The sequence below is a fragment of the Flavobacterium frigoris PS1 genome (genome assembly GCF_000252125.1).
Lineage (GTDB): Bacteria > Bacteroidota > Bacteroidia > Flavobacteriales > Flavobacteriaceae > Flavobacterium > Flavobacterium frigoris_A.
This window is the reverse complement of the sequence record NZ_AHKF01000019.1, coordinates 41,122-56,899: the sequence shown is the minus strand read 5'-3', so window position 1 is coordinate 56,899 and position 15,778 is coordinate 41,122. Positions and strand designations below refer to the sequence as shown.

At 34.5% G+C, this 15,778-nt stretch carries 14 protein-coding genes; 7 read left to right on the top strand and 7 right to left on the bottom strand.

Features of this window, described 5'->3' with window-relative positions; all coding sequences use genetic code 11:
• The first annotated feature begins 1 nt into the window (after position 1).
• Positions 2–1,354 carry a DEAD/DEAH box helicase gene (locus HJ01_RS12360; RefSeq protein ID WP_007138777.1) on the top strand — a complete coding sequence of 451 codons (1,353 nt, stop codon included), beginning with the start codon at positions 2–4 and terminating at the stop codon, positions 1,352–1,354.
• Between the two features lie 74 nt (positions 1,355–1,428).
• Here the strand turns inward: HJ01_RS12360 and HJ01_RS12355 are convergent, their stop codons facing one another.
• Positions 1,429–2,541, bottom strand: a complete 1,113-nt coding sequence (locus HJ01_RS12355; RefSeq protein WP_007138776.1) for a lactonase family protein — start codon at positions 2,539–2,541, stop codon at positions 1,429–1,431.
• Between the two features lie 193 nt (positions 2,542–2,734).
• Between HJ01_RS12355 and HJ01_RS12350 the strand changes: the two genes are divergently transcribed.
• From HJ01_RS12350 to HJ01_RS12335, 4 genes are read left to right on the top strand one after another with little or no spacing between them, the layout of a single operon-like run.
• On the top strand, positions 2,735–4,663 hold the full coding sequence (locus tag HJ01_RS12350; RefSeq protein WP_007138775.1) for a vWA domain-containing protein: 1,929 nt from the start codon (positions 2,735–2,737) through the stop codon (positions 4,661–4,663).
• Between the two features lie 45 nt (positions 4,664–4,708).
• Positions 4,709–5,974, top strand: coding sequence for a dihydroorotase (locus HJ01_RS12345; RefSeq protein WP_007138774.1), 1,266 nt, complete (start codon positions 4,709–4,711; stop codon positions 5,972–5,974).
• Positions 5,967–6,293 carry a hypothetical protein gene (locus HJ01_RS12340; RefSeq protein WP_007138773.1) on the top strand — a complete coding sequence of 109 codons (327 nt, stop codon included), beginning with the start codon at positions 5,967–5,969 and terminating at the stop codon, positions 6,291–6,293. Before HJ01_RS12345 ends, HJ01_RS12340 begins: the two co-directional genes overlap by 8 nt.
• Positions 6,294–6,297: 4 nt before the next feature.
• The gene (locus tag HJ01_RS12335) at positions 6,298–6,942 is read left to right on the top strand and encodes an alpha/beta hydrolase (RefSeq protein ID WP_007138772.1); all 645 of its coding nucleotides are present in this window, start codon (positions 6,298–6,300) and stop codon (positions 6,940–6,942) included.
• Positions 6,943–6,975: 33 nt separating this feature from the next.
• Here the strand turns inward: HJ01_RS12335 and HJ01_RS12330 are convergent, their stop codons facing one another.
• Positions 6,976–7,479, bottom strand: coding sequence for a hypothetical protein (locus HJ01_RS12330; protein ID WP_040473939.1), 504 nt, complete (start codon positions 7,477–7,479; stop codon positions 6,976–6,978).
• 11 nt (positions 7,480–7,490) lie between these two features.
• Positions 7,491–8,255 (bottom strand): MBL fold metallo-hydrolase, encoded by a 765-nt coding sequence (locus tag HJ01_RS12325; RefSeq protein ID WP_007138770.1) that lies wholly within the window; start codon positions 8,253–8,255, stop codon positions 7,491–7,493.
• A gap of 96 nt (positions 8,256–8,351) precedes the next feature.
• Here HJ01_RS12325 and HJ01_RS12320 point away from each other — a divergent pair, with 96 nt between their 5' ends.
• The gene (locus tag HJ01_RS12320) at positions 8,352–9,815 is read left to right on the top strand and encodes a TonB-dependent receptor (protein WP_007138769.1); all 1,464 of its coding nucleotides are present in this window, start codon (positions 8,352–8,354) and stop codon (positions 9,813–9,815) included.
• A 165-nt stretch (positions 9,816–9,980) separates the two neighbouring features.
• Here HJ01_RS12320 and bcp read toward each other — a convergent pair whose 3' ends face one another.
• Positions 9,981–10,433 (bottom strand): thioredoxin-dependent thiol peroxidase, encoded by a 453-nt coding sequence (bcp, locus tag HJ01_RS12315; RefSeq protein ID WP_007138768.1) that lies wholly within the window; start codon positions 10,431–10,433, stop codon positions 9,981–9,983.
• Between the two features lie 215 nt (positions 10,434–10,648).
• Here bcp and HJ01_RS12310 point away from each other — a divergent pair, with 215 nt between their 5' ends.
• A complete protein-coding gene (locus tag HJ01_RS12310) occupies positions 10,649–11,299 on the top strand; it encodes an endonuclease III domain-containing protein (protein WP_007138767.1) in 651 nt (216 codons plus the stop codon).
• Positions 11,300–11,579: 280 nt separating this feature from the next.
• Here HJ01_RS12310 and HJ01_RS12305 read toward each other — a convergent pair whose 3' ends face one another.
• The 3 genes from HJ01_RS12305 to bglX all read right to left on the bottom strand — a co-directional run bounded on the left by HJ01_RS12305 (position 11,580) and on the right by bglX (position 15,745).
• The gene (locus HJ01_RS12305) at positions 11,580–12,164 is read right to left on the bottom strand and encodes an RNA polymerase sigma factor (RefSeq protein WP_007138765.1); all 585 of its coding nucleotides are present in this window, start codon (positions 12,162–12,164) and stop codon (positions 11,580–11,582) included.
• Between the two features lie 518 nt (positions 12,165–12,682).
• Positions 12,683–13,438 carry a family 16 glycosylhydrolase gene (locus HJ01_RS12300; RefSeq protein ID WP_007138764.1) on the bottom strand — a complete coding sequence of 252 codons (756 nt, stop codon included), beginning with the start codon at positions 13,436–13,438 and terminating at the stop codon, positions 12,683–12,685.
• A gap of 6 nt (positions 13,439–13,444) precedes the next feature.
• Positions 13,445–15,745 (bottom strand): beta-glucosidase BglX, encoded by a 2,301-nt coding sequence (gene bglX / locus HJ01_RS12295; RefSeq protein ID WP_007138763.1) that lies wholly within the window; start codon positions 15,743–15,745, stop codon positions 13,445–13,447.
• Positions 15,746–15,778: the final 33 nt, after the last annotated feature.

Sequence of the window (15,778 nt, the reverse complement as noted above, 5' to 3'; positions counted from 1 at the left end):
AATGACCACTTTTGAGCAATTCAACCTTCCTAAATCAGTACAAAAAGCAATTGATGATTTAGGATACACAACACCTACTCCTATTCAGGAAAAAACTTTCTCTGTGATAATGTCAGGTCGCGACATGATGGGTATTGCACAAACGGGAACTGGTAAGACATTTGCCTATCTTTTACCCTTATTAAAATTATACAAATTTACTGAAGGCCATACCCCAAAAATAGTAATCCTAGTCCCTACTCGTGAACTTGTAGTTCAGGTTGCAGAGGAAGTAGAAAAACTGACGAAATACATGTCGGTTCGTACTGTGGCTATTTTCGGTGGAGTGAACATCAATACACAAAAAACAACTGTTTACAAAGGTTGCGACATACTGGTAGGAACGCCCGGAAGAATCATGGATTTAACATTAGACAATGTAATCCGTTTTGAGGACATGCAGAAACTAGTTATCGATGAATTTGATGAAATGTTAAATTTAGGTTTCCGTACTCAGTTAACAGCTATTTTGGCTATGATGCCAAAAAAACGTCAGAACATTCTCTTTTCAGCAACCATGACTGATGAAGTGGATGCGATTTTGAACGACTATTTTGACTATTCTGAGGAGGTTACACTTTCAGCTTCTGGAACTCCGTTAGAAAACATTAAACAAATCGCGTATAATGCTCCCAACTTTAACACTAAGGTAAATCTATTAAAACACTTATTGCAAAACAATGAAAACATGAGTCGTGTTTTAGTGTTTGTCAACAATAAGAAAATTTCTGATATGCTTCATGAGCGTATCGAGGAAGATTTTGAAGATCAATTTGGAGTAATCCACTCTAATAAATCTCAAAATTACCGTTTGAGCACTATGGCTTCGTTTCAAGAAGGAAATCTTCGTGGTCTTATAACAACGGACATTATGGCTAGAGGATTGGACATTTCTAACATTACACATGTTGTCAACTTTGAAATGCCTGACATGCCTGAATTATACATGCATAGGATTGGTAGAACAGGTCGTGCGGATAAAACCGGTATTGCAATCAGTTTTATTGCTCCACGTGAAGAAGAGTATAAAGTCGAGGTCGAAGTCTTGATGAATATGGAATTAGCAATCGAAACATTCCCTGAAGAGGTAGAAATTTCTGCAAAACTAATCGAGCCAGAGAAAGAGCGACAAGTAGTTAAGTTCTTAATGAAAAAGAAGAAGCTTGAAGGAGATGGTGCTTTTCAAGAGAAAAGTAAAAAGAATAAAAAAGTCAATTTAGGTGGTCCTGGAGTTACCAAGAAAAAAACTCATGGATCTGTCAATCGCAATATGTTAAAAACGAGAGACAAAAAGAGAAAAGATAAAAACAAATAGCATAAAAAAAAGGCTAAAAAATGAATCTCATTTTTTAGCCTTTTTCCTTTTCCACAAATAATATTAGGGCTTTTCTAATTTTCAGCAAACACTAAACACACAGGAGAACATAAGTCAATTCTCTTGCCAGTATCAGTAAGCGCACCAGTTGATTGATTTCTTTTAAAAATCATGATGTTGTTAGTGTATTGATGTGCTACCAATAGAAAGTTCCCTGTTGGGTCAATTGCGAAGTTACGTGGTCCCTTACCCAACGTACTCGTTTGCCCTTTCAATTCTAATTTCCCATTCTTTGCTATTTTAAAGATAGTAATAGCATTAGCCTCTCCTCTATTTGACGCATACAGAAATTTGCCGTCTGGTGAAATATGAATATCAGCAGAACTAAATTTTCCTTTGAAATCTTTTGCCAAGATGCTGGTTTCACCTATTTTTTTTAATTTTCCTTTTGAGTAACAGAAAGTAGTTAAAGCGCCATCCAATTCTTGCAATAGATAAACATACTTTCCGTCTTTGCTAAAAGTCAAGTGTCTAGGTCCACTTCCCATAGCTACTGAAACGCTATCTTTTACTTTTAAGGTTTTGTTAGTTGAGTTGGCATCATATTCATACGAATACACCTTATCATTCCCTAAATCATTAGACAAAACAAACTTTTTATCTGGGGAAAAATGCACCATATGTACATGTGGCCCTTCTTGTCTTTTGGAGTTAGGCCCTTTTCCGTAATGCTGAATCACTTGTTTTGCTTCGGCAATACTTCCATCACTGTTTTTTCCAAAAACGGAGATATTCCCACCAGAATAATTGGCAACGATTACGTTTTTATCATCGTTAATGATATAACACGGATCTGCTCCCTCTGAATCTTGAGAATTTAAAAAATCTAATTTTCCAGTTGTTGAATCAAAACCAAAAGAACTCACTTTACTTTGAACTCCATTTTCATTTACAGAATAAATAAAATCATTATCTTTTGAAATAGACAAATAGCTTGGATTCACCACATTTTCAGAAGCATTTTTAAAATTAAAATCGGCTGTTTTTGAATCAAACTCATACACGTAAATTCCTTTACTATCACATCCCGTTGTATAGGTCCCAATCAACAAATTAAATTTATCCTTTTGTGCATGACCAATTGCACAAATTAAAAGTAAAAAAAGAGTGAAATATTGTTTTTTCATTTTTTGAAGTTTTATTAGAAAAGCTAAAATACACAATATACAGAACCCAAATCCTATTCCTTTAAAAATATAAAGTGAATTGAAAACTGATTTGGTAAAAAAAGAGATAAAATTGATTCCTCTAACAAAAAATCAAACAATAGCGTCTTACAACTGCAAACAAATATGTATTTTTGATAAACTAAATATTAGAATGCAATTTAGACATCCCGAAATTCTATACTTTCTCTTCCTGTTGATCGTACCAATTTTGGTTCACTTATTTCAATTTCGCCGTTTCAAAAAAGAATATTTCACCAATGTTCGTTTCCTAAAAGCACTTACCGTACAAACCAGAAAAAGCTCTAAAATTAAGAAATGGCTGCTCCTTAGCACCCGTTTATTATTGTTAAGCTGTATTATTTTTGCATTTGCACAACCCAACTTCAAAGCTAAAGACAATGAAAACACAACTAATGAACTGTACATTATATTAGACAATTCATTCAGTATGCAGGCGAAAGGAAAAAAGGGAGAATTACTAAAAAGAGCTGTGCAAGAATTACTCGAAGATACTCCGGAAAACACTACTTTTTCTTTGCTTACTAATTCCGAAAATTACTGGAATACTGACATTAAATCAATTCGCAATACCTTACAAAATATAAAATATAGTGCCATCCCATTTCAACTAGACTATGCGCTAGCCAAAATAAACTCGCACAAATCAGCATTTAAAAAAGATATTGTGATTATCACCGATGCAGTTGGTATTGAAACGAAAAAGCTCAAAAAAAGTGATCAAAATGAGCTAATACATTTCATCACACCAAAAGCAGAACAAAAAAATAACGTTGCCATTGATAGTGTTTTCATTCATGAAACACTCGATAATTTCTATGAAATCACTGTTGATTTGTCTGCTTATGGATCTGGTATTAAGCCTATACCTATTGCCATCTACAATCAAAACAAGCTTATCGCAAAAACGATTGTTGACTTTGAAACCAAGAAAAAGAGCATCAATTTCACTATTCCAAAACAAGCTTTTCATGGCTATGTTTCAATAACAGACAACAGATTACCTTATGACAATACTTTATATTTCAGTATTTCCGAAATAAAAAAGGCAAATATCATCAGCATTGGCGAAGCAGAAAAGAGCAACTTCCTGAGTCGGATTTACACCAGTGATGAGTTTAATTTCAACAATTCAACAATTAGTTCATTAGACTACAATGCTATTGAGAAACAAGACGCAATCGTATTGAACGAACTTGATGAAATTCCGCAAGCCTTACAAAGCACTTTAAAATCTTTTGTGCAAAAGGGAGGAAACCTGATTGTAATCCCTTCAGCAAAAAATTCAATTGCGAACATGAATACATTCCTGATGAATTTTGGAGCTATTCAATTTAAGAACTTTGAAAATGTAGAGAAACTCATTACTAAAATCAATTTCAACCATCCTTTATTTACTTCCGTATTCGAAAATAAAATCAACAATTTCCAATATCCAAGAACAAATGGTTCCTTTAGACTATCTAGTTCAAGTCCGGCTGCTTTGTCTAATGATGACCAAAGCACTTTCTTGAGCTCCGTATCAAATTCCATTTCTACAGTTTATGTGTTCTCGGCACCAATAAATACATCAAATTCAAATTTCCAGCAGTCGCCATTAATCGTTCCCGTTTTTTATAAAATGGCAATAAGCAATCATAATAACGGTATAAACAACTTAACGATAGGGAATTCAAATCCTTTTCTTGTGGACGTATTACTGTCTAAAGATGCTGTGCTAACCGTCAAAAACGCAACAGAACAATTCATTCCCATTCAACAGATCCTCAACAATAAGGTCAAATTAGTTTTTAATGATTATCCGGAGCAAGCAGGAAATTTTGAAATTTTCAACCAAGATGAAAAATTAGAAAACATCAGTTTCAATTACGGTAGAACAGAAAGTGATTTGGCAGCAGCCAATGAAAAAACACTTTCTGACTATAAATCGACTGATTCTATAGCGTCTTTTTTCGATACTTTACAAACGAACAGAATGGACAATCAAATTTGGAAATGGTTTGTTATCTTTGCACTGCTCTTTCTGTCAATTGAAACAGCAATCACACGATTCGTGAAATAAACGAATTCGTTTCTGGAATTCAGAATTAAAAAATAATACCCGTATATGAAAGTAATCATCCGAGACGCAAAAATTATCGATTCGAAAAGTCCTTTTCACAACAAGACAATAGATATTTTAATTGTAGATGGTTTAATTGAAAAAATTGGCGTTTCCCTTCCCAATTCAGAAAACATAGAAGAAGTAAAACGAGATAACCTACATATTTCCCAAGGTTGGTTTGACAGTAGTGTTTCGCTAGGCGAACCCGGTTTTGAAGATAGAGAGACCATTTTAAATGGGTTAAATGTAGCTGCAAAAAGTGGTTTTACGGCAATTGCTCTTCAACCGAACTCCTTCCCTATCATTGATAACCAATCACAGGTTCTCTTTGTACAAAACAAAGCCAATGGCAGTGCCACACAGCTTTACCCAATAGCTGCCTTAACAAAAGGCAGTGACGGAAATGACATGGCAGAATTGTTTGACATGAAAAAAGTAGGAGCCATTGCTTTTGGAGACTACAACAAAAGCCAGCCAAATGCAAATTTGCTAAAAATAGCCTTACAATATGTACAAGATTTTGATGGATTAGTGATTGCATTTCCTCAAGATGAAAAAATAAAAGGAAACGGAGTTGTCAACGAAGGAATTGTTTCAACACGTTTGGGATTAAAAGGTATTCCAAATCTAGCCGAAGAACTACAAATCTCGAGAAATTTATTTTTACTGGAATACACAGGAGGCAAATTACACATCCCAACAGTTTCTACAGCAAAAGCAGTACAATTAATAAAAGAAGCCAAGGCAAAAGGCTTAAATGTAAGCTGCAGCGTTGCTGTGCATCATTTAGTAATGACTGACGAAAAGCTAGAAGGATTTGACACTAGATTTAAAGTATCACCGCCTCTTAGAACTGAATCAGACCGAAAAGCATTAGTAGCTGGGATATTGGACAACACAATCGATATGATTACATCAGACCACAATCCGATGGACATTGAACATAAAAAAATGGAGTTTGATACGGCTAAAAATGGAACAATCGGACTTGAAAGTGCTTATGGTGCTTTGATGACCGTATTACCTATCGAAAAAGTAATTGAAAAACTGACTTCTGGAAAAGCTGTTTTCGGAATTGAAAGTCAGTCGATCAAAGAAGGTGCGCCAGCAAACATCACTTTATTCAATCCCGAAGGAAATAGCGTTTTTACAAAATCATCCATACTGTCCAAGTCAAAAAACTCCGCATTTCTAGGAATGGAAACCAAAGGTCAGGTTTACGGGATTTTAAATCAAGGAAAATTAATTTTAGCAGAACAACATGAATAACACTATTGAAACAGGTAAAACGGCGGCAATTACAAGCTATATTTTAGGCATTGGGGTATTTATTGCCATGTCAATGAATTCCGACGATAAGAATACTTTTGCCTCATTTCACATACGCCAAGGACTGGGATTAACACTGACTTTTATCTCATTGGGATTAATTATAAGCAATTTTGACAGCTTAATGATTTCTGCACCAATGTGGATTTTCGTTTCTGTTCTATGGTCATATGGAATTTTCACTGCTATAAAAGGAGAAACAAAACCGGTTCCATTATTAGGGAATCTTTTTCAAAAATGGTTTGCAAATATATCTTAAACAAATGAAATTATCACTGGACTATCTCATTAGAGAACCAAAAATCAAATTAGACAAAAACCCACTTATACTTTTACTTCACGGATACGGCAGTAACGAAGCTGATTTATTCTCGTTTGCATCAGAACTTCCAGACGACAGTTACGTCATCTCAGCTCGTGCTCCTTATGATTTACAATACGGGAGTTATGCTTGGTACGCTATTAATTTTGACGCTGATGAAAATAAATTTTCAGACTTAGAACAGGCCAAAGCATCTAGAAATTTAATTGCTGGTTTTATAGAAGAATTGATTGACACTTATCCCATTGACACCAACAATATTAGCTTATTGGGCTTTAGCCAAGGTGCTATTTTGAGCTATGCAATTGCACTTTCACATCCTGAAAAAATCAAAAATGTAATAGCCTTAAGTGGTTATGCTAATGAAGACATCATGGAGCCGAATTACCAAAATAACGATTTTAGTCAATTGCGAATATTCCAATCTCACGGAACTGTTGACCAAGTGATTCCTATTGATTGGGCTCGTAAAACGAAGCCTTTCTTAGATAAACTAAACATAGCATCTGTTTATAAAGAATACCCTATTGGTCATGGGATTTCCCCACAAATATTTAATGACTTTAAGAATTGGTTATTAGCATAAAAAAAGGTTCCAATTTAAATTGGAACCTTTTTTTTAGTCTTTTGGATAAAGCAACGATTGGTTGACTTCAAAAGAGATACTTTCATCCCCATTGACAAAGTATTTAAGTAAGACTTCACCCCAGATATTTCCATCGCTAAAATCAGCAATAATCCATCTGTGATTTAGAATTTTCACTTTGTTGATTATAAATTTGTTTTCTCCTATTTTATCCTGTCCGACATAAGGGTTTCCTTTAGGATTTGAATTATAATCCAATAATTTCTCAGTGACATAGGGAATTAGTTTTTCATATTGAATCGTTTTTTCTGAACTTCCGGAATCAAAATAATTTTGCGCATTTTCGTTTTTTTCCAAGGAAAAATAGTTGGCATTCTTCAATTTAGCATTAACAGACACCAAGCTGTCTTTTAATTTCTTGGTTACTTTTTCATATCTCCCCTGTTCGAATGCAACTTCTTTACTATAAAACATATACGTAAATACGTTCATAAGTACGAGTATAATAAAGGCATAGAGTAATAACGATTTTTTCATTTTAAGTTAAATTATAGTGTGATTTCTAGATTATCATAAGCAAGGTAAACATTTTCAGGTAGCCTTTTTTGGACTTCTTCATGAAAGCCCAACATATGGCTAACGTGAGTAAGGTATGCTTTTTCTGGCTTAACCAAGGCTATAAAATCTAATGCTTCCTGTAAATTGAAATGGGAAATGTGCTGTTCTTCTCGCAACGCATTTATAACCAATACCTTCAGGTTTTTCAGTTTTGAAATTTCATTTTCGGCCACCGTTTTCGCATCGGTCACATAGGCAAAATCATCAATTCTATATCCAAAAACCTGTAGGTCGCCATGCATCACATTCACAGGAATTATTTTTTTATCCCCTAGAGTAAAAAGCTCATTGTTAACCACTTCTATCGTTTTTACCGAAGGAGCACCTGGATATCTGTCTACGGTAGCAAAGACGTAATCAAATCGGCTTTTCAGATTATCAATTACCCTTTGATGCGCATAAATAGGAATTTTTCCTTGTTTAAAATTGAATGGACGAATGTCATCAATACCCGCCGTATGATCTGAATGTTCATGAGTAAAAAGGATTCCATCTACATGTTGACAGTTTGAAGCAAGCATTTGCTGCCTAAAATCAGGCCCACAGTCGATTACATAAGAGTGCTCTTCCCATGATATCCATACGGAAACCCTGAGTCTTTTGTCTTTATTATCAGTGCTTTTACAAACCGGATGATCGCTTCCTATAACTGGGATTCCTTGTGATGTACCAGTGCCTAAAAAATATACCTTCAATTGCGTTTAATTTTTTTACAAAAATAGGATTAAATCTCTTTCATTAGAACCCTATTTAATTAACTTTGTAACATATTAGCCATATTTAAAATAAAAATGGATACTGAAATAAAACTCAAAGGTGATAAAGTCATCGCACAAATACCTTCAATAAAGGACAAGGCACTTCGTATCAATTTGAATGAAAATATATACGGAACCTTTGCTGAAATTGGCGCTGGACAAGAAACGGTACGACATTTTTTTAGATCCGGAGGTTCTTCCGGAACTATTGCAAAAGCAATGTCAGCTTATGACAAAGATTTTAGTGATGCCATATATGGCATTGAAGAAGACGGCCGCTATGTTACAGAAAGCCGACTTAAAAAAATGCTAACATTTGAAGGCCAATTGATTGAAGAGCGTTTGAGCAGAGAAAAGCATCCTAACAAAATGTTTTTTAGTTATGCCAACACTGTAGCTACGATTGATTTTGCAAAACAATTTAAAGGACATGGTTGGGTTGGAATTCGATATCAAATCGAGCCTGACGAAGACTACAATGAGATTATCCTTCACATTCGATTCAAAGAAACGGATGCTCGTTTACAACAAGAAACCCTTGGTACCCTGGGTGTGAATTTAATTTATGGTGCTTACTATAAATACAATGACCCAAAGCGATTGCTGCGTTATTTATACGATCATTTAGACAAAGACCAACTTGAAATTGACACCATTAATTTTTCTGGTCCCCGTTTTGCAGATGTAGACAATCGTCTGATGAGTTTACAATTAGTAAAAAACGGAATGACTGATGCCGTAATGTTTGACCCTAACGGTAAAAACATCCTTCCGGCAGCAATTCTATACAAAAAGAACATTCTTGCCTTAAGAGGTAGTTTCCGACCTGTAACAAAGGTTAATATGGACATGTATGAGAAATCATTAAAAATGTTCCTTCAAGAAAACAAAGTTGAAAAAGAAAACACATTAGTCGTATTTGAAATTACCTTATCTAACTTACGTTCAGACGGAGAAATCGACGAACGTGATTTCATGGATCGGGCAGAATTACTATGTTCATTAGGGCAAACGGTAATGATTTCGAATTTCCAGGAATATTATAAGGTAGTTGAGTATTTTGCTAATTATACCAAAGCGAGAATGGGACTAGCCATGGGTGTAAATAACCTAGTTGATATTTTTGATGAGAAATACTACCGTCATCTAAGTGGTGGAATCCTTGAAGCTTTTGGAAAATTATTCTTCCGCGACATGAAAGTGTTCTTGTACCCAATGCTAGACGAAAATGGCGACATCACCACCTCAGAAAACTTAAAAGTTCACCCACGAATGAAAGAGCTTTACAAATTCTTTAAGTTCAATGGTAAAGTAGTTGACATAGGTAATTATGATCCAGAAATTCTAGAAGTTTTCTCTCGTGAAGTATTGAAAATGATTAGTGATGGAAAACCTGGTTGGGAACCTATGCTTCCTTCCGGTATTGCTGAGATCATAAAGGAGCATTACCTTTTCGGATATGAGCCAAATAAACTTTTGAAAGAGAGTGACCAATAAAAGCAACTAATTTAATAGTGTTCCGTTACTGTACGTAATAACACACTGACAAACTACATATAATAGAAAAGTCCATAATTAAGGTATTTTACAACCTTGATTATGGACTTTTTTTTATTTGCAATTGATTTTATAACTAACTAGTTGCGAATAGTAGCAGTATACTTATTTCAGTATCTGATCAGCATGTGCTTTAGTCTTTACTTTTTCTATAACCTCATCTATAATTCCGTTTTCATCGATTACAAAAGTGGTTCTGTGAATTCCATCGTACTCTTTTCCCATGAATTTCTTAGGTCCCCAAACACCAAACGCCTCAATCACTGATCTGTCTTCATCAGCTAGTAACGGAAATTGAAAATCATATTTTTCTTTGAATTTAGCCTGCTTTGCAGCTGCATCGGCACTTACTCCTAAAAGTTCATAATTATTAGCTTGAAAGCGCTCAAAATTATCCCTAAGATCACAGGCTTCAGCAGTACATCCCGGGGTACTTGCTTTTGGATAAAAGAAAACCACAAGCTTTTTTCCTTTGTAATCTTCTAATTTATGTTCTTTGCCATCTTGATCTAGTCCCGAAAAACTTGGTGCTTTGTCGCCTTTTTTTAATGTTGTCATAGTTATATGTTTATGTATTATTTATGATTTGCCCCAGATTGAAGTAAAAACCCCGGAATACAGTTAGTTTCAATTTTATGTGTTTACAAAGCGACCAAAGGAAGCTCTTGAAAACGCTTAAAAATTGCGCTAACTGGATGAGGAGTTGTAACGGAAAGCTGGATTAGGCACATCCTGAAATTTATTCTATTTTTACAAGATATAAAATTACGAAAATGACCAAGCAAGAACGGGTAACATTTGTTATAAATACGTTAAAAGAATTATATCCTACGATTCCAATTCCGTTAGACCATAAAGATCCTTATACTTTATTGATTGCCGTTTTGCTTTCGGCGCAATGCACCGATGTACGCGTCAATAAAATCACGCCTTTCCTTTTTGCAAAAGCTGACAACCCTTATGATATGATAAAAATGTCTGTCGAGGAAATTAAGGAAATCATAAGGCCTTGTGGTTTATCACCAATGAAATCTAAAGGAATACACGGATTGTCCCATATTCTAATTGACAAGCATGGTGGCGAAGTACCGCAAAGTTTTGAATATTTGGAAGAGCTACCTGCCGTGGGACATAAAACGGCCAGTGTGGTCATGTCACAAGCTTTTGGAGTTCCCGCTTTTCCCGTGGATACGCATATTCACCGACTGATGTATAGATGGAATCTGACCAATGGAAAAAACGTTGTGCAAACGGAAAAAGATGCGAAACGTATTTTCCCAGAAGAGATATGGAACGATTTGCATTTACAGATTATCTGGTACGGAAGGGAATATTCACCTGCTCGCGGTTGGAATTTAGAAAAAGATATAATTACGAATACTATAGGAAGAAAATCAGTATTGGATGAATACCGCAAAAAATAAGATTCACTTATTTAAAAAATAAGTGAATCTTATCAATACAGGACCTCTTAACCAAATCTTGTATTATTTAATTTTCGATAAAAATCTAATTTGATATTATTTCGAAGCTCTTGTTATTAATTTTCACAATGCTCAACGCTTTTGAATAATTTAATAAAAAAGAAACGATTTCCTTTTTTGGCTTCATTGCCTTGGTTTTCAATGAATCTTTAGAGTAAATTTTTGCCATGTTGTATGAATTTTGTTATCATACTACAACGTGCAAAATATTGATATATTGTCAATTCGTTAAAACAATTTGGTGCTTGTCGATAACTTTTCTTAAATTCATTAAAGCGTAACGCATTCTGCCTAAGGATGTATTAATACTAACCCCTGTAATCTCCGAAATTTCTTTAAAACTCATGTCTTGGTACATTCGCATTACCAAAACTTCTTTTTGATCTACCGGTAATTCCTCTATTAATTTCTTTATGTCGTGTTCTACTTGGGCAGTAATTAACTGACTTTCTATTGTAGGGGAATCGTCAGACATAACCGAGAAAATAGAAAACTCCTCTGTTTCCCTGAATAGAGGCATTTTTTTAGTTTTTCTAAAATGGTCAATTATTAAATTATGAGAAATTCTCATTACCCATGGAAGAAATTTACCTTCCTCGTTATAGGAATTTGACTTTAAAGTTTTAATTACTTTTATAAAAGTATCTTGAAAAATATCATTTGATATATCTCTATCTGCAATTTTGGAGTATATAAAGCCGAAAATTCGGGATTCATGTCTTTTGATCAATGTAGCTAAAGCATTTTCATCTCCTGCCACATAATTTTGTACCAATAAAGCATCTGGGGTTTGTATATTAGCCATAGTCTTACCTTTTAGTTTTGGTTAAAATTTGTAAAAAATTTTCTAAAAAAGTAGTTTTATGTTATAGGCTAATTGTATTTTTGGGTTAACTTAATTTTCAAATTTAATAATTAATTACTTGTAATTACTAATAAAATTAAGAAAAATTAACAAACAAAGCTTCAAAATCTTAAAAAATAGTTCTTTCACACAGCTTGATTCGTTTAATGAGCTTATAAAACAGCTGAATATGGTGAGTTCTCCATCCTCGATCGTAAAAAATACAAAATGAATATAAACAAATAAACATTTAGTATTCAGTCATTTAAATGTATTTTGTGCTGCAATTATGCATGCTGTTTTTCCTACGTAATTCTTTTAGCGGCATATACCTTAGTACGTTGTGCTGTGACATTTCATGATTAAAAATCGATTTCTTATATATTAGAAAAATAAACTTTACTACTTAAAAAAAGAGAGAAGAGTATTGTTTAAACAATATCTTCTCTCCTTCAAAAAAAACGACTACAAACTAAACATTACTGATAGACTTTTATATAATCGACGACAAATTTTTGGGGCAGGATATTATCATCAACTGCAGGTCCTCCAAAATTACCACCAATAGCCATATTGACTATAAAATAAAATGGTTGGCTAAATGGCCATGTATTTTCATTTTTAATAGCGGGTTGAAATGTATAAACCAATGCGTCATCAACAAAAAAATCAATTTTATCCTTTGTCCAATCTATTGCATAAAGATGAAACCCATCTTCTATACCCTCTATTTTAGTTTTCTTAGTATTGATAGTATTCCCATGGCTATCTTGTGTATGCAAAGAGGTAAAGACCGTGTTTGGTTCTTTTCCTACATACTCAAGAATATCAATTTCCCCCGATTTTGGCCAGCCAACAGTACCAATATTTGACCCAAGCATCCAAAAGGCTGGCCAAATACCTTGACCAAGAGGTAATTTTGCTCTAGTTTCAAAATAACCATACTGAAACTCCTTTTTTCCTTTTGTTGTTATTCTAGTAGAAGTATACTTATCTCCTTCTTTTTTAGCCGTAATTACTAAATTCCCTTGTAGAAATTCATGGTTTTCATTGGTATATAATTGCCTTTCATTATTACCCCAACCGCAATTAGGACAACCGTCCCCTAACTCGATGTTCCAAACTTTTTTATTTAATGATTTTCCTGAAAAACTTTCCTCCCAAACTAATTTGCGGTCCCCTTGCTGCGCTAGACCTACCTGCGCAAGAATCAATAGTATTAAAAATTTCTTCATTTATTATTAATTAGTATATTGAAAATTAGCCTCTAATGTTTTTGCTGAGCTTCCTCCAATAAAAACATTAAAATCACCTACTTCTGCTTCCCATTTAGAATTCGCGGTATAATATTGAATCGTATTTTCATCAATTACAAACGACACTATTTTGGTTTCATTTGGATTTAACTCAATCATTTCAAAGCCTTTTAGTTCTCTAACTGGTCTTGTTACACTTCCTATTAGATCTCTAATATAAAGTTGAACCACTTCTTTACCTGCTATTTTTCCTGTATTTTTAATTTTCACAGAGACTTTAATACTACCCGCTTGTGCGAATGAAGCACCCGAAAGTTTTAAGTCAGAATATTCAAATTTTGAATAACTCAAACCGTAACCAAATGGATATAAAGGGGTTGTCTTTTCGTCAATATAGTGGGACCAAAATACACTTTCAGGCTCGTTCATAGCAGGTCTACCCGTATTTTTATGATTATAATATAATGGTAGTTGCCCTACATTTCTTGGAAAAGTCATTGGTAATTTACCGCTTGGATTATAATCTCCATATAAAACCTGCGCTATAGCATTTCCACTTTGTGTTCCCAATTGCCAAGCCTCAACAATTGCAGGAATATTCTCAGCAGCCCAAGGAATTGCCAGCGGACGACCATTGTTTAGAACCAAAACTATATTAGGATTCACTTTGTAAACCTCCTCCAATAACTCTTGCTGAACTCCAGGCAAACCAATATCAGCTCTACTTCTACCTTCACCTGATTGCAAGCCATGCTCTCCTAAAACCATTACCACAACATCAGCTCCTTTTGCAGCAGCAATAGCATCGGCAAATTCACTTTTATCTGTCATGTTGATTTTTGTTTCCCAAATAAATTGCGTTCTACCCACAGCAACATCGGCTCCTTTTTTATATACAATTTGATTTTCTGGATACTTTTGCATTCCTTCCAAAACTGATACTGCAGTCTCATCATCAGCAGCAATTCTCCAACTTCCTAACGGGCTTGTTTTATCATTCGCTAATGCTCCAATTACTACAATTTTTTGACCCGATTTTTTAAGTGGTAACAATTCTTTTTCGTTTTTCAACAGCACAATTGATTTTTTAGCCATATCCAAAACTCCGGCTTGAAATTCGGCTTTTCCTACGGTTGTGGTTTCGCGATTTTCATCACAATATTTGTACGGATCATCAAATAAACCCAATTCAAATTTTACTTTTAAAATTCTTTTTACTGCATCATCAACAATGGCTTCTTTTACTTTTCCCTCATTTACTAATGCAACCAAATGATCTACATAAGCACTAGATTCCATGTCCATATCAGATCCTGCATTAATAGCAATTTCTGCAGCTTGCTTGCTGTCTTTTGCATACCCATGATTGATCATTTCATTAATTGAACCCCAGTCAGAAACTACAAAACCTTCAAATTTCCAGTCCTCCTTCAAAATTTTTCTTTGCAGATAAGCGTTTCCAGTCGCAGGAATTCCATTTAACTCATTAAAAGAGTTCATAAAAGTTCTTACACCTGCATCGACAGCTGCCTTAAATGGTGGAAAAATAGTATTTTGCAAAACAGTTTCACTAACATCTACTGTATTGTAATCTCTTCCAGCCTCAGCAAATGCATATCCGGCAAAATGTTTAGCACAAGCCAAAATAGTATTCGTTGCCCCTAAATTATCACCTTGAAAACCCTGAATACGAGCTACAGCAATTTTACTTCCTAGATATGGGTCTTCACCAGCTCCTTCCATTACTCTTCCCCATCGTGCATCTCTGGCAACGTCGACCATTGGCGCAAAAGTCCAATTTAGACCTACAGCGGCAGCTTCTTCTGCAGCAATAGCAGCTGAATTTTTTATCGCTTCCATATCCCAACTTGCTGATTCAGCTAATGGAATTGGACTAATTGTTTTATAACCATGGATGACATCAAATCCAAAAATGAGCGGAATCCCTAATCGGGTTTCTTCGACAGCAATTTTCTGTAAGGCTCTTACATCTTTGACTCCTTTGACATTTAGCATTGATCCTACCAACCCTTTTTTAAGGTCTGCGTATTTTTTAGCCGCTTGACCTTCTTTAGGCGTTGGCCCAGTTATTTCCCAAAAACCATTGTATTGATTCAGCTGCCCCACTTTTTCTTCCAAAGTCATCAACTTTAAAACGGAGTCTACTTTTCTTTCCAATGGATTCTCATTAGAGAAAACAGTCAAGGGTTGTGTGATTTTTTTACTACAGCCAGCCAAGACTACAACTAATATGCTGGATGATATTAATAAAAATGATTTCTTCATTTATTTCCTTTTTTTATTAAAATAAAAAGGTAG

Bases quoted from the DNA above. Each gene is read 5' to 3' on its own strand.
- HJ01_RS12300 (WP_007138764.1), bottom strand. From the start codon at position 13,438: ATGAAGAAATTTTTAATACTATTGATTCTTGCGCAGGTAGGTCTAGCG.
- bcp (WP_007138768.1), bottom strand. From the start codon at position 10,433: ATGACAACATTAAAAAAAGGCGACAAAGCACCAAGTTTTTCGGGACTA.
- HJ01_RS12320 (WP_007138769.1), top strand. From the start codon at position 8,352: ATGGATACTGAAATAAAACTCAAAGGTGATAAAGTCATCGCACAAATA.
- HJ01_RS12305 (WP_007138765.1), bottom strand. From the start codon at position 12,164: ATGGCTAATATACAAACCCCAGATGCTTTATTGGTACAAAATTATGTG.
- HJ01_RS12345 (WP_007138774.1), top strand. From the start codon at position 4,709: ATGAAAGTAATCATCCGAGACGCAAAAATTATCGATTCGAAAAGTCCT.
- bglX (WP_007138763.1), bottom strand. From the start codon at position 15,745: ATGAAGAAATCATTTTTATTAATATCATCCAGCATATTAGTTGTAGTC.
- HJ01_RS12355 (WP_007138776.1), bottom strand. From the start codon at position 2,541: ATGAAAAAACAATATTTCACTCTTTTTTTACTTTTAATTTGTGCAATT.
- HJ01_RS12360 (WP_007138777.1), top strand. From the start codon at position 2: ATGACCACTTTTGAGCAATTCAACCTTCCTAAATCAGTACAAAAAGCA.
- HJ01_RS12340 (WP_007138773.1), top strand. From the start codon at position 5,967: ATGAATAACACTATTGAAACAGGTAAAACGGCGGCAATTACAAGCTAT.
- HJ01_RS12350 (WP_007138775.1), top strand. From the start codon at position 2,735: ATGCAATTTAGACATCCCGAAATTCTATACTTTCTCTTCCTGTTGATC.
- HJ01_RS12310 (WP_007138767.1), top strand. From the start codon at position 10,649: ATGACCAAGCAAGAACGGGTAACATTTGTTATAAATACGTTAAAAGAA.
- HJ01_RS12330 (WP_040473939.1), bottom strand. From the start codon at position 7,479: ATGAAAAAATCGTTATTACTCTATGCCTTTATTATACTCGTACTTATG.
- HJ01_RS12335 (WP_007138772.1), top strand. From the start codon at position 6,298: ATGAAATTATCACTGGACTATCTCATTAGAGAACCAAAAATCAAATTA.